Origin of the sequence: Amycolatopsis sp. NPDC047767 (genome assembly GCF_040704195.1) — a bacterium.
In the GTDB taxonomy this organism is placed as follows: domain Bacteria; phylum Actinomycetota; class Actinomycetes; order Mycobacteriales; family Pseudonocardiaceae; genus Amycolatopsis.
This window is the reverse complement of record NZ_JBEYSJ010000014.1, coordinates 114,669-128,210: the sequence shown is the minus strand read 5'-3', so window position 1 is coordinate 128,210 and position 13,542 is coordinate 114,669. Positions and strand designations below refer to the sequence as shown.

The following is a 13,542-nucleotide window of genomic DNA, read 5'->3' as shown; positions in this document are numbered from 1 at the left end:
AGGAACCGGGAACGGGCCGGCGTCAGGCGGGAAAGCCTTCGTCGATCGCGGCGGCGCGCAAGGCCGCGGCGAGCCGGGCGACGGGCTCAGGGGGACGCTGGGGCAGCCGGGCCAGCAGGATGCGCCGCCGTTCGGCCGGACCGCCGCGGACCGGAAGCACGCGCACCCCAGGTGGCGCCAGCTGCGCGAAGGTGGCGGGCATGGTGGTGATACCCAGGCCCGCGGCGACGAGGTGGAGCTTGGCCGGCCAGTCCCGTGCCGTGTGCGCGATCGCGGGGCGTTCGTCCAGTCCCAGCCAGACCCCGATCGCCCGCTCGTCACCCGGGTTCGCGATCCAGCGCTGGCCGCGCAGGTCGGCCACGTCGATGAACTCGGCGCGGGCCAGGGAATGCGTGCTGGGCACGGCAACGCTCAGGCTGCGTTCGACGAGCGGCTGAAGGTCGAGGGCGGGCGTTTCGCTGTCCGGCGGGCGAAACGGCGGCACCGCGGCCGGCACGGCCAGGTCCAGCGTGCCGGCGCGCAACGCCCGCGCCAACGCCGGGGTGCCACCCTCGCGGGTGATCACCGTGATGGCGGGATCCGTCCGGCGCAGCGCGGCCAGCGCGCGCGGAACGAGCCACGCGCCGGCGCTCGCGAACCAGCCCAGCCGCACCGTGCCGTGCTCCTCGGGCAGGCCCGCCAGTTCCCGCGCGGCGGCGTCGACCTGGTCGATCGCCGCGGCCGCACGACGCACCACGAACCGGCCGGCGGGCGTGAGGCGAACCCCGTCGTGGCGTCGTTCGAGCAACGGCAGTCCCGCCGCGCGCTCCAGCGACGCGATCTGCCGGGACACCGCGGACGGGGTGTAGCCCAGCGCGTGGGCGGCAGCGGTGAACGTGCCTCGCTCGGCCACCTCCCGCAACACCCGAAGGGGGGTGAGCGACGCGTCAGTGAAGACCATCGTGGTCAGCCATACCGGCCACGCCCGCGGCCCGGGGTCACGACGGCGCGGGTGCGGCCACCCGGTGGACCTTCGGTTCCGCGGCCGCTGCGCTCATTCCGGCCGGGCACCGAGGAACTCGCGGTACTCCACGATCCGGCCGCTGCCGTCGATGCGGTGCAGGACGGTTGTCAGCACGTTCTTCCGGCGGGTCCCCGCGATCACGCTTTCGCTGTGGTTGCACACCGCGACCCACGGCCCGGCGAACATCCGCAGGTCCTCCCCCGTCGTGACCACCCGGACGTCCTTGAAGCGCTGGTGCCACCGGTCCCGGTGGGCCACCGCGTCCGCACCCGTCCACCGCCCCGCGGACGGCTCAGCCGGGTACTCGAACACGAAATCGTCCGCGTAGAGCGCGAGGTAGCCGTCCCACTCGCCGTCCGTCCACGCGCGGGCGAACGCGTCCGCGACCGTTTCGAGTGCCTGACGATTCTCGCCACCGGCGTGTTTTGTCATCTTCGCGACCTCTCTCCCCCGCTTGATTCCCGACCCTAAGCAGGGCCGCGGCGATTTCACCAGCGGTGAGGCTGGTGGTGATGAAACCACCATCGGTGCACGGATCCGCCTACGCTCGATTCCATGAGCGAGATCATCGATTCCGTGAGCACCCGGATCGAAGTGAAGAACATCGGCGAAGCCCTGCCGACCTACCAGTGCCTCGCCGGTGACAGCCCCGTGCGGGAATTGTCGTTCCCCGAATTCCGGCTCGCGGTCGTCGGCCCCTTCATGCTGTTCGAGGGCGACCCGGAAGTCCTGGCGGCGCACCGTCGCAATGCGACACTCCGGGTCCACGACCTCGACGCCGCCATCGCCGCCTTCACCAGCCGTGGCGGCGAGCTGGTGTCCCCGGTCGCCCCAGCCGCCGGCGGCCGCCGCGTGCACCTGAAGGACCGGGACGGCAACCTGTTCGAGTGCTTCGAGCCGGGCGCGGCATAGGCCCTCCGGCACGCACCGGATGGGGTGGTCACTCCTCCTGGCCCTCGGCGAGCAGCCGGCGGTTCCCGCGGGCGCGAGGGGCCGGGCGGCATCGAGCGGCAAGCTGATCAGCACGTCTGTCTCCTCGATCGGATCCTGGTGCGACTCGGCCTTCTCCGTGACCGTTTCCGATCGTGTCAGAACGAGCCGAAGATCGGCTTCTGCCGAGATCGACTCAGCGGATCCGGTTGCCCGTCTCGGCGCAGGAGTAGCCGCCGAGCTCCTCGACGCGCGTGCGGAAGCCGGGGTCCGCGATCAGTGTCCACAGTGGAGCCAGGAGCTCGTGCGACACGTCCGCGGCCCGCAGCACGAGATCGTAGGGTTCCTGCGCCACCGGAACGAAGTCGAGGCCGAAGGCGCGGGCCGCGGCGAGGATGCCCAGGCCGGTGTCGGCGCGGCCGGCGGCGACCGCGGCGGCGACGGCGAGGTGGGTGTGTTCCTCGCGGGCGTAACCGGGGATGGCGGCGGGATCGAGGCCGCGGCGGCCCAGTTCGTGGTCGAGCAGGGCGCGGGTGCCGGCGCCGCGCTGGCGGTTGACGTAGCGCACCCCCGGCCGGACGAGGTCGTCGATGTCCTTGAGGCCCAACGGGTTTCCCGGCGCGACGAGGAGCCCCTGGTCCCGGTGCACGAGCCGGATCACGGCGGCCTCGTCGCCGAGCAGGCGTTCCACGTACGGCAGGGTGTACTCGCCGGTGGCGGGGTCGAGCAGGTGCGAGCCGGCGAGGTGGCACAACCCGTCGCGCAGGGCGACCAGGCCGCCGAGCGAGCCGACGTTGGAGGAGGCCAGTGTCACGAGCGGGTCGGCGGCGCGCAGGGCCGAAGCGGCGAGGTCGAGCACGAGGTCGTGCGAACCGATCGCGACGATGGTCCGGTCGATCTCGGCGAGTCCGCGCAGCAGCTCCACGCGGACCTCGGTCCCGGCGTGGTGCCCTTCGACGCCGGCCGGGACCACGAGCAGGCCGTCGGCCCGCACGAGGGAGGTGAGCACCCCGGCGCCGCGCGGGAGCGGGGTCGCGACGACGTGGTCCTGCACGCGGCCCAGCCGCACGCGCACCCAGTCGTCCATGCCGACCACCGACGGCAGTTTCCGGGCGAGGCGGGCCGTGGTCGAGGGCCGTTCGCGGGGCGCGGCGCCTTCGAGCTCGGCCAGCAGGGGCGCGGCGAAGATGTCGAACGTCAGCGCCGCCGACACGGGATAACCGGGCACCCCGAGGATCGGCGTCGCCGGATCGCCGGTGACGGTCCCCAGCACCACGGGATGCCCGGGCCGCACCGCGACCCCGTGCACGGCAACGGTTCCGGCTTCGGCGACGACGCGGGCGGTGTAGTCGTCGCGGCCCGCGCTGGACCCCGCGATGAGCATGACCAGGTCGGCTTCGCGGGCGGCCGTGCGCGCGGCGGCGGTGATGGCGGCCGGGTCGTCGGCGACGATGGCGGTGACCCGGGCGTCGCAGCCGACCTCGCGGGCCTGCGCGGCGAGCATCACCGAGTTGGTGTCGGCGATCTCGCCCGGCCGCAGCTCGGTCCCGAGTGGCCGGATCTCGTCGCCGGTCGGGATGATCACCACGACCGGTGCCCGCCGCACGGCCAGCTCGGTCACGCCGGCGGCGGCACTCGCGGCGACGTCGACCGGACGCAGCCGATGGCCCTCGGGCAGCAGCAGCTCGGCCGCGCTGATGTCTTCCCCGATGGAGCGCACGTGCTGGTACGGCGGCACCGCCGTGTGCAGCTCGGCACCGCCGGGCGTGTGGTGGACGTGTTCACGCATGACCACCGCGTCGTACCCGGGCGGCAGCGGGTCGCCGGTGTCGACGACTTCGAAATCCGTCACCACCACGGGCGCCGTCTCCGAGGCCCCCACCGTGTCGGCCGCGCGCACGGCGATGCCGTCCATTCCGGACGAGTCGAACGCCGGTGAGGACCGCAACGCCCACACCGGTTCCGCGGTGACCCGCCCCACCGCCTCGCCGACGGGGACCCGGATCGCCCCGACCCGCGCCGGGCACCCGGCGGCCGCCCGCGCTTCCCGCCAGGCGGCGTGGGCCTGGGCGGCGGGGACATCGGAGATGAACGGGCTGTTCATGCGTACAGCGTGACATCCACGTCCAGGCCGCCGTCGAGCCCGGTCGCCGGTTCCGGGACGACCACGTACCCGTCCGCGCGGGTGAGCACCGACAGCAGCGCGGACGGCCCGAACAGCGGCTCGGCGACACCGTCGCGCACGCGGACCTGGACCACGTCGAGCCGGCCGGCGGCCGAGGCCAGATCGCGCGACAGCCGGGCACGCGTCGAAGGCCGCGCGGGCGGGATCTCACACCCGCTGAGCCGCCACAGCACGGGAATCCCGATCTGCCCGAACACCACCAGCGCGGACAAGGGGTTGCCCGGCAGGCCGATCACCGGGATCCCGCCGCACTCGGCCAGCAGCGTCGGCTTCCCCGGTTTGATCGCCAGCCCGTGGCACCAGACCTCGCCGACCGCGGCGACGGCGCCCGCGGTCTCGTCCCGAGCGCCGACCGACGACCCGGCCGACACGACCACCAGGTCCGCCCCGGGCAGCACCGCCGTCAGCTTGTCCTTCAGCGCCCCGGGTTCGTCCGAGACGATGCCGGCGAGCACCGGGTCGCCGCCGGCTTCGAGCACCAAGCCGGCCAACGCGGACGCCGTGGCGTCGCGCACCTGGCCCGCGGCGAGCGTGGCGGTCCCGGGCGGGACGACCTCGTCGCCGGTCGAGATGATCACGACCCGCGGCCGCGCGTGCACCGGCACGGACACCACGCCCGCGGCGGCCAGCAGACCCAGCTCCGGCGCCCGCAACGGCCGTCCACCCGGGACGAGCGGCGCGCCGGCGGCCACGTCGTCGTCGGCGCGCACCAGCCCGCCGCCCGGCGCGACCGGCCGGGTGACCTCGATCGTGCCCGGCATGGTCTCGGCGGTGAACTCGACCATCACCACCGCGTCCGCCCCGTCGGGCAGCACCCCGCCGGTCGGCATCGCCACGCAGCCGCCCGGCCGCACGGACACCGTGGGCGCGGTGCCCATCCGGACCGCGCCGAGCAGGTCCAAATAGGACGGCAGGCCGTCGGAGGCGCCGTAGGTGTCCGCCGCCCGGACCGCGAACCCGTCCACTGTGGACTTGACGAAGCCCGGCAACGCGTGTGGCGACGGGATGTCGCCCGCCGGTACCCGGTGCAGGGCCGCCGGCAACGCGACGGTCTCGACGGCGGTGCGGTGCGCCGGACGGAACCCGGCGAGGGCCTCGGCGACGGTGCGGGTGGTGAAGAACTCGCGTCCGCTCACCGACCCGGCTGGTCCTTCGCTCCCTCGGGCTTCGGGTGGGGACGCGCCGCGGCGCCGCCCTTGGCCAAGCCCAGCACCGACACCACCGGCCCGAGCGCGACCTGGCCGAGCCCGCAGATCGACGTCTTGCGCATCGCCTCTTCCAGCTGCAGGATCTTCCCGCGCCCGGCGTCGTCCAATTCGGACTCCGTGTCGAGCACACCGCGCAGCAGCGTGTGCGCCTTCGTGGACCCGACCCGGCAGGGCACGCATTTGCCGCACGACTCGTTGCGGAAGAACCGCAGCACGTTCGTCGACGCGGCCAGCAGGTCGGTGCCTTCGGCCAGCACCACCAGGGCGCCGGAGCCCAGCATCGTCCCGGCCTCGGCCAGCGACGCGAAGTCCAGCCGCAGGTCGAGCTGGTCGGGTCCGATGAAATTGGACGACGCCCCGCCCGGCTGAACCGCGCCCACGGGCGCACCGTCGAGCACCCCACCGGCAGTGTCGATCAGCTCCCGCACGGTGGTACCCATCGGCACGCAGTACACGCCGGGGTCGGCCACATGCCCGGAGACGGCGAAGAACTTCCAGCCGGTCGAGTCGCCGATGCCCTGCGAATGCCACCAGTCCGCGCCGCGCTGCAGGATCACCGGCACGTCGGCGAAGGTCTCCACCGAGTTGATCAGGGTGGGCCGCCCGTGCAGGCCGTAGTTGCCCGGGAACGGCGGTTTGTTGCGGGGCTCGCCGCGGTGGCCCTCCATGCACTCGAGCAGCGCCGTCTCCTCGCCGAGGATGTAGCCGCCCGGGGAGACGAAGAGGTCCAGCTCCAGCCGCCGCCCGCTGCCGCACGCGTCCGGCCCGATCACCCCGGCCTCGCGCAACGCGGCGATCTCCTCGCTCAGCACGTGTTCCTCGGGGCCGTACTCGTGCCGGATGAACACCCAGCCCTGCTCGGCACCGACCACGGCCATGCCCAGCAGCAGCCCTTCCAGCACCAGGTGCGGCTGCTCGGCGAGGATCTGCCGGTCCTTGAACGTGCCCGGCTCGGACTCGTCGGCGTTGCAGATGGCGTACTTCACCGTGCCCGGCTGGGTGCCGGCGACCAGGTTCCACTTCTGCCCGGTCGGGAACCCGGCACCGCCCATGCCGCGCAGCCCGGAGTCCTTCAGCGTCGCCACCACGGACTCGGCACTGATCTCGCCGGCCAGCAACGCGCGCAACGAGCGATAGCGCTCGCCCACCCCGGAACCGCCGGGGTACGGATCGTTCGGCCACGGCTCCTCGCGCCGCACCGCCGACGCGGGCCCGACTCCCCCGCCGCGCGCGGCGGTGACCAACGTGTCCACTTCGGACACCGGCGCCGGGTGCTCGTTCACCGCGGCCGCGGGTGCGGCGTCGCAGCGGCCCAGGCACGAGACCTCGACCAGCTCGACGTCGGTGTCTTCGCCGTACTGCTGCTTGATCTCCGCGATGCGGTCCTCGCCCGAGCGCAGCCAGCACGACAGGTCGTGGCAGACGCTGATCTGCACCTTTTTCGGCGGGGTGGTGCGGAAGTGCGGGTAGAACGAGATCAGGCCCTCGATCTCGTACCGCGGCCGGCTCACGTCGCGCGCCAGCTCCTCCAGCTCCTCGCGCGGCAGCCAGCCGAGCCGGGCCTGGATCGCGTTCAGCGCCGGGATCAGCGACGGGCCGGGGAACTTGCCCGCCCGCGCCTCGACGCCGGGCACCCGCTCGGGACTCAAGGTCATTCCGCGACTCCTGCCGCCGTGACGGATTCGGTGTGCGCCGCGCCCAGGGCCTCGACCTGGATCGCGCAGAACTTGAACTCGGGGATCTTGCCGTACGGGTCGATCTCGTCGATGGTCAGCAGGTTCGCCGCCGCTTCCCGGAAGTGGAACGGGATGAAGCAGTTCCCGAGCTGTTCGCGGTGCGAGATCTTCACCTGCAGCTCGATCACCCCGCGCCGGGACCGCACGCGCGCCCGTTCACCGTGGGCCAGGCCGCGGTCGGCGGCGTCCTTCGGGTGCATGTACACCTCCGGGATCGGGGCGATCGAGTCCAGCGCGAACGAGCGCCGCGTCATCGACCCGGTGTGCCAGTGCTCCAGCAGCCGGCCGGTGTTGAGCACCAGTGGGTACTCCGCGTCCGGGAGTTCCTTGGCCGGCAGCCACTGCGCGGCGACGAGGTGGGCCAGGCCGTCGTCGGTGTTGAATCGCTCGTCGAACAGCACCACGGTGCCGTCGGAGTGCTCCGGGTCGGCGTTGGGGTAGAGCTTCCCGGACAGGCCGAGGTTGTCGTGGCGCAGGTTCTTGTACGAGGGCATCAGCGCGACCATCTCGTCGAAGATCTCGCTGGGGCCCGAGTAGTTCCAGTCCAGGCCGATCCGCCGGGCGATGTCCTGCACGATCTCCCAGTCGACCCGCGCCTGCCCGGGCGGGTCCATGACCTTGCGGCCCAGTTGCACCCGCCGGTCGGTGTTGGTGTAGCTGCCGTCCTTCTCCAGGTAGGACGACGCGGGCAGGATCACGTCGGCGAACTCGGCCGTCTCGGTGAGGAAGATGTCCTGCACCACGAGGAAGTCCAGCGCGCCGAGGGCCTTGCGGACCTTGTTGATGTTCGGGTCGGACAGGAACGGGTTCTCCCCGAGCATGTACATCCCGCGCACGCCACCGGGTTTGAGCACCGAGCCGATGATCTCGGTGACGGTCAGCCCGCGCTTCGGGTCCAGGGTCGTGCCCCAGGCCTGCTCGAACCGCTGCCGGGTGCGGTCGCGGTCGACGCCCTGGTAGTCCGGGTAGAACATCGGGATCAGGCCCGCGTCGGAGGCGCCCTGCACGTTGTTCTGGCCGCGCAACGGGTGCAGCCCGGTACCGGGCCGGCCGACGTTGCCGGTGATCGAGCACAGCGCGATCAGGCAGCGGGCGTTGTCGGTGCCGGTGGTGTGCTGGGAAATGCCCATGCCCCAGTAGATGACGCCCGCGCCGGCCTCGCCCCACTCTCGGGCGACCTCGCGGATCAGGTCCGCGTCCACGCCGGTGATCTGCGCGGCCCGCTCCGGCGGGTACTCCGCGACCGTGCGCGCGAGCTCCTCGTAGCCCGACACGCGCTCGGCGATGAACTCGCGATCGATCATCCCGAGCCGGATCACCTCGTGCATGATCGAGTTGTAGAACGCGACATCGGTGCCGGGCTTGACCTGGCAGTAGTAGTCGGCGTGCTCGGACACCGTGCTGGCGCGCGGGTCCACGTAGACGATCTTGGTGCCGCGCCGGCGGGCCTGCTTGAAGAACGAGCTGGCGACCGGGTGGTTCGCCGTCGGGTTGGACCCGGTGATGATCACGATGTCCGCGTTGGTCACGTCGCCGTAGGTCGTGGACACCGCGCCCGAGCCGACGCCCTCGAACAGCGCCGCGACCGAGGACGCGTGGCACAGCCGGGTGCAGTGGTCGACGTTGTTGGTGCCGAACCCGGCCCGGATGAGCTTCTGGAAGAGGTAGGCCTCCTCGTTGGAGCACTTCGCCGAGCCGAACCCGGCGATGGCGCCCGGCCCACCGGTCGCGTGGATCTCCTTGAGCCGCCGCGCGACGAGGTCGAGCGCCTCGTCCCAGGTCGCCTCGCGGAAGTGCGGCATGACCTCGTCGTAGTCGACGAGCCCACCCGGCTTGCGCCGGCCGTCGCGGCCGCGCTTCTGGCTCCGGCCGCCCCCGCTGCGGTTCCCGCCGCCACCGCCGCGTCCACGGTCGTTCTCGGCGTCGCCGCGGACGTCCGCGGACAGCGGGCCCTTCGGGTACGACGAGTCGATGCGGATGAGCGGCGTGGTGAGCCGTTGCGGTGAAGCGGCGTAGTCCCAGCCGTAGCGGCCCTTGACGCACAGCCGGCTCTTCGACCCGGGCTGGTCGCGGCCTTCGGCGAAGGAGATCGCGCCGCGGTCGCGGTCGACGTAGTACGTCAGCGCGCAGCCGACCCCGCAGTAGGGGCAGACGCTGTCGACGGCGTCGAGCTGCTCGCGGGGCTGGATCGGGATGAGGTTGATCGCCTTGTTGGTCAGCGCGCCCGTCGGGCAGGCCTGCACGCACTCGCCGCAGGTGACGCAGGAGCTGGAGCCCATGGGGTCGTCGAGGTCGAACGCGATCTTCGTCGAGTAGCCCTTGCCGGAGCGGCCGATCACGTCGTTGCCCTGGATGTCGTCGCAGGCCCGCACGCAGCGGTCGCAGAGGATGCAGGCGTCGTGGTTGACCGCGATGACCGGGTTGGACAGGTCCGTGCCGCGCCCGGAGCCGCAGGGCAGGTCGGTGGTCTCCTTGGCGACGTCGAAGCGGTCGGCCAGCTCCAGCAGCAGGTTGTCGCCGGTCGTGGTCTGCTTGGGGTCCTCGGCGCGGTCCGGCTGGTCCGACAGCAGCAGCTCGGTGAGCGTCGCGCGGTTGCGTTCCAGCTCGGGCGTGCTGGTCTTGACTTCCATGCCGTCCTCGCACGGGCGCACGCACGCGGCGGCGAACACGCGGCCGCCGGTGTCGACCACGCACATCCGGCAGACGCCGACGGGGTCGTAGCGCTCGTTGTGGCACAGCACGGGAATGTCGATGCCGGCCTGCTGAGCCGCGTTGTAGATGCTCGTTCCCTCGGGCACCGTCACGGAGTGGCCGTCGATCGTCGTGGTCACCGTACGCACCGCTGTGGCCGGCTCATCGACTGTCGTCATCACTGACCTCCGTCACAAGCGAGCGTATGTCGTATACAACATACCTCGTACAGTCAGGCTTCGAGGAGGAGTCCGGGAAGGTCGCTGGCGCGCACCCGTCCTTCCTCATCGAGCCCACGGGCAACGTAATAACTGTCGACCATGGCCTGCAATTGCTGCGCGGTCAACGTCGCGGCACGACCGGACGCCAGCTCCAGCGGCGTTTCCAGCATGCGGGGCGGCAGGGTGTCGTCCTTCGCGGTGGCACCTTCGCGCTGGTTGAAGGCCCGCTTGGCCCGCACGATCCGCTCGGCCGTGGCCCGCAGCTCGTCCGCGTCGACCGGCCAGCCGGTGACCAGGGACAGCAGCGTGGCCCACTCGGTGAACGGGTCCTCGAACACCCCGCGCAGGAACTTGCACAGGATCATCGAGTCCATCACCGCGGCCCGGTCCTCGGTGCCGATCGCCGCGCCGACGTGGGCCGCGCCGCCGCGGAACCGGTTCACCTCGCCCGAGAGGTCGGCTTCGTAGGCGCCGGACCGGTTGTGGTCGGCGCCGCGCGCGTTCACCGCCAGGCCCAGCGCCATCGACTGCAGGCTGCGCGGCTCGTAACCCGGCAGCTCCAGGCCCTTGACCTGCGGGGCGAAGCCGATCGAGCCGTGCCCGACGATCGCGGCCGCGCGCCGGGACCCCTGGGCCAGCAGCTCGCCCAGCCCGGCCTCGCGGGCGCCGATCGACTCGAGCGCCCGCAGCAACGCGGCGCCGTCGCCGAACTTCAGCCACGGCTCGTCGATCAGGCCCCGCTCGACGCATTCCATGGCCCACGCGATCGTGCCGCCGGCCGAGATCGTGTCCAGACCCAGCTCGTCGCACTTCGCGCTGGCGGCGAACACGTCGTCGGGATCGGAGACCCCGCACAGCGGGCCGAGCGCGAACACGTTCTCGTACTCCATCCGCTGACTGCCGCCGCCCTTGCGGGAGTAGATGTGCTCGCAGCCGATCGAGCAGGACGCGCAGCTGTTGCGGGCCACCCCGCGCAGCTCGTGCAGCTCCTCGGCGGCGAGCTTCGGCGCGCCGTCGAAGGTGGCGGCGGTGAAGTTGCGGGTCGGCAACGTGCTGACCGCGTTGAACGCCAGCAGGTTCGCCAGCGTGCCCAGCTCCCGGTACTTCGCGGTGGCCGGGCCGAAACTGCGTCGCCGCAGGTCTTTCGCCGCGGCCAGCACCCCGGCCTGGTCCGCGACGGCCACCTTGGTCGCCGACCGCACGAGGACCGCCTTGATGTTCTTCGCGCCCAGCACCGCGCCGAGCCCGCCGCGCCCGGCGTGGCGGCCGTCGTGGCTGATCGTGGCGTAGCGGACCTGACGTTCCCCGGCCGGCCCGATCGCCGCCGTGCGCCAGCCCCGCCCGAACCGCTGCCGGGCCCGTGCTTCGGCGTCGGCCGCGGGCAACCCGGCCAGCTCCGGCGCCGGTTCGAGGCGCACTCCGTCGCCGTCGACGAGCAGCACCGACAAGCGGGCGGCGCGACCGCGGATGACGAGGGCGTCGTGCCCGGTCAGCTTCCCGGCGATGGCGAACTGGCTCGACGCCAACGCGTCGGTCAGCAGGCCGGTCAACGGGGACTTGGCGACGACGGCGAACTTCGCGCTCGTGGTCAGCGGCGTGCCCACGAGCGACGAGAACACGAACGCCAACGGTGCTTCCGGCGCGAGCGGATCCACCCGCGGCGGCGCGAACCGGTGCAGCAGCCACGTGCCCAGCCCGACGCCGCCGAGGTACGCGCGCAGCACGCGCTCGTCCAGCTCGCACGTTTCACCGGTCGCCGTGTCGTCCCCGACGTCGACGACCAGTGCCCGCCCGAAAAAGCCTCCCGGCGCCATGCCTCCGACTGTAGGCCCGTTCGAGCGGTTGTGGCGCGCTCAGCCGCCGGCATCTGCCGACAGGAACGCCACCGAATCCCCCGTCACGAGCGGCAGCAACGGATCCCGCGTCACCTGCTCACCGTTCACCGCGGCGACCACGTGCCGGTCCAGCGCCAGCCCGGCCAGCTCGGCGGCCGCACCCAACGTGGCCGCACGGCCGGTCCGCGGCCGGTGCCCGTCCTTGCCCGCCAGTGCCCCGAACCGTTCGACCGTCACCTCCGGCGCCGGGCGGTGCCGCACCTCGGCGTAGTCCTCCGGCGTGTTCACGTTGATCACCGACTCCAGCTCCGGGTCGAGCTTCGCCAGCGCCCGGTCGGAGAGCAGCTGGGCGTCCTCGAGCTGGGCGACGGTGCAGTGCTTGAACAACATCCCCGGCCGCAGGTCGCCCTCCCCGATCAGCCCGGTGATCAGCCCGGCCAGCGACGTCCGGTACGCGGCCGCCAGCGGCTGCCGGAACCCCCGGGCCACCGGCATCACCATGTCCGCACCCGTCTCCGCCAGCCCGCGCAGCACTCGCCGCACCCACGCGGGATGCAGCAACGGCATGTCCGTCGAGCACACGAACGCCGCCTCGGCCCGCTCCGCCACCGCCGCCAGTCCCGCCGCGACCCCCTGCATCGGCCCGAGGCCCTCGACCGGATCCTCGACGACCTCGACGGCCGCCGGCAGCTCGGGCAGCTCCTGCCCGGCCGCCGCGACGACCACCACCGGGCCGTCGATCACCCGTCCCAGCACGGCACACGTCCGGTACAGCAGCGTCGAGCCGTGCCACTCCAAGCCCGCCTTGGGCCGGCCCATCCGCGACGATCGCCCACCGGCAAGCACCACACCCGCCTCGGTCTGCATCTGCCGGAGGATAGCCGCGAGTCACGGACGGTGGCGAGGAACAGCCACCGCGGCGTTCCCCGGCCCGGCCGCCTCGGCCGGGCCGCCGAGCGAGAAGAGCGACTGCGGCGTGCTCACAACAGCGGGCCGGGCTCGTAGGTCACGGCCGGGTCCGGGACCGGCCCCCGTTCCTCCGCCGTGCGAACCGGCACGACGACAACCGGGCAGCGGGACTCCTTGAGGCAGTGGGCGGACACGGACCCGACGAGCAGCCGCAGCAGGCGGCCGTGGCCGTGGCTCCCGACGACGAGCATCGCCGCGTTCTGCGAGACCCGCACGAGGACCGGACCGGGCGCGCCGTCGACGGGCTCCGCCCGGACCGGCACCGGGTCGGCGCCGGCGAGCGCCTCGGCGACGGACTGCGCCAGCCGCTGCCGGTAGCGGTTTTCCAGGTCCCGCGGCGACCGCGCCGCCGCCGACTCCAGATCGGCGGTGGGGTCGTAGGTCCACGCCCGGACCGCCACGACCCGCCGGCCGCTCGCCTTCGCCTCGGCCAGGGCCCAGCGCAGCGCCGCGGCGCTGCCCGCCGAACCGTCGACACCGACGACGATGTCGTTCTCGTCTGCCGTGGTCACGGCCTTCTCCTCTCCCGACGGGGACGGGGCCCGGCAGGGCGCCGCGCTCGGCCGCGGCGATCGCGTGCCGGGCGCGACCGATCACGTCGGGGTCCACCGAGATCGACGTGATGCCGGTCCGCACCAGTAGCTCGGTGAGACCGGGATTCGCCGAGGTTGGCACCCGATCGACGGGGCCCGTATCACCGGCGAAGGCAGCCGGGTCCCGTGCCGTCGTCCGCGCGGCGCCCCCGGCGCACGAGCCAGGACGGG

Annotated in this window: 10 protein-coding genes; 1 reads left to right on the top strand and 9 read right to left on the bottom strand. The window is 72.8% G+C overall.

The genetic code is table 11. The features are described 5' to 3' along the window. Window positions 1–22: 22 nt before the first annotated feature. Window positions 23–940, bottom strand: a complete 918-nt coding sequence (locus tag AB0878_RS25060) for a LysR family transcriptional regulator (RefSeq protein ID WP_366582670.1) — start codon at window positions 938–940, stop codon at window positions 23–25. A 93-nt stretch (window positions 941–1,033) separates the two neighbouring features. After that, window positions 1,034–1,435 (bottom strand): nuclear transport factor 2 family protein, encoded by a 402-nt coding sequence (locus tag AB0878_RS25055; protein ID WP_366582669.1) that lies wholly within the window; start codon window positions 1,433–1,435, stop codon window positions 1,034–1,036. Between the two features lie 123 nt (window positions 1,436–1,558). On the opposite strand from AB0878_RS25055, the gene AB0878_RS25050 reads away from it, so the two are divergent. Beyond that, window positions 1,559–1,915 carry a VOC family protein gene (locus AB0878_RS25050; RefSeq protein ID WP_366582668.1) on the top strand — a complete coding sequence of 119 codons (357 nt, stop codon included), beginning with the start codon at window positions 1,559–1,561 and terminating at the stop codon, window positions 1,913–1,915. Window positions 1,916–2,129: 214 nt separating this feature from the next. On the opposite strand, the gene AB0878_RS25045 is transcribed toward AB0878_RS25050, so the two are convergent. The 7 genes from AB0878_RS25045 to AB0878_RS25015 form a co-directional block, all read right to left on the bottom strand. Further along, window positions 2,130–4,037 (bottom strand): molybdopterin biosynthesis protein, encoded by a 1,908-nt coding sequence (locus tag AB0878_RS25045; protein ID WP_366582667.1) that lies wholly within the window; start codon window positions 4,035–4,037, stop codon window positions 2,130–2,132. Then, on the bottom strand, window positions 4,034–5,254 hold the full coding sequence (glp, locus tag AB0878_RS25040) for a gephyrin-like molybdotransferase Glp (protein WP_366582666.1): 1,221 nt from the start codon (window positions 5,252–5,254) through the stop codon (window positions 4,034–4,036). Before glp ends, AB0878_RS25045 begins: the two co-directional genes overlap by 4 nt. Then, window positions 5,251–6,981 (bottom strand): NAD(P)H-dependent oxidoreductase subunit E, encoded by a 1,731-nt coding sequence (locus AB0878_RS25035; protein WP_366582665.1) that lies wholly within the window; start codon window positions 6,979–6,981, stop codon window positions 5,251–5,253. The genes glp and AB0878_RS25035 overlap by 4 nt, the downstream gene beginning before the upstream one ends. After that, window positions 6,978–9,932: a formate dehydrogenase subunit alpha gene (gene fdhF, locus AB0878_RS25030; RefSeq protein ID WP_366582664.1), complete on the bottom strand. Its 2,955-nt coding sequence runs from the start codon at window positions 9,930–9,932 to the stop codon at window positions 6,978–6,980. Before fdhF ends, AB0878_RS25035 begins: the two co-directional genes overlap by 4 nt. Before the next feature lie 53 nt (window positions 9,933–9,985). Beyond that, on the bottom strand, window positions 9,986–11,788 hold the full coding sequence (locus AB0878_RS25025; protein ID WP_366582663.1) for an aldehyde ferredoxin oxidoreductase C-terminal domain-containing protein: 1,803 nt from the start codon (window positions 11,786–11,788) through the stop codon (window positions 9,986–9,988). Window positions 11,789–11,827: 39 nt separating this feature from the next. Then, a complete protein-coding gene (locus AB0878_RS25020; RefSeq protein ID WP_366582662.1) occupies window positions 11,828–12,676 on the bottom strand; it encodes a molybdenum cofactor guanylyltransferase in 849 nt (282 codons plus the stop codon). A 113-nt stretch (window positions 12,677–12,789) separates the two neighbouring features. Continuing rightward, window positions 12,790–13,290 carry a universal stress protein gene (locus AB0878_RS25015; protein ID WP_366582661.1) on the bottom strand — a complete coding sequence of 167 codons (501 nt, stop codon included), beginning with the start codon at window positions 13,288–13,290 and terminating at the stop codon, window positions 12,790–12,792. Window positions 13,291–13,542: the final 252 nt, after the last annotated feature.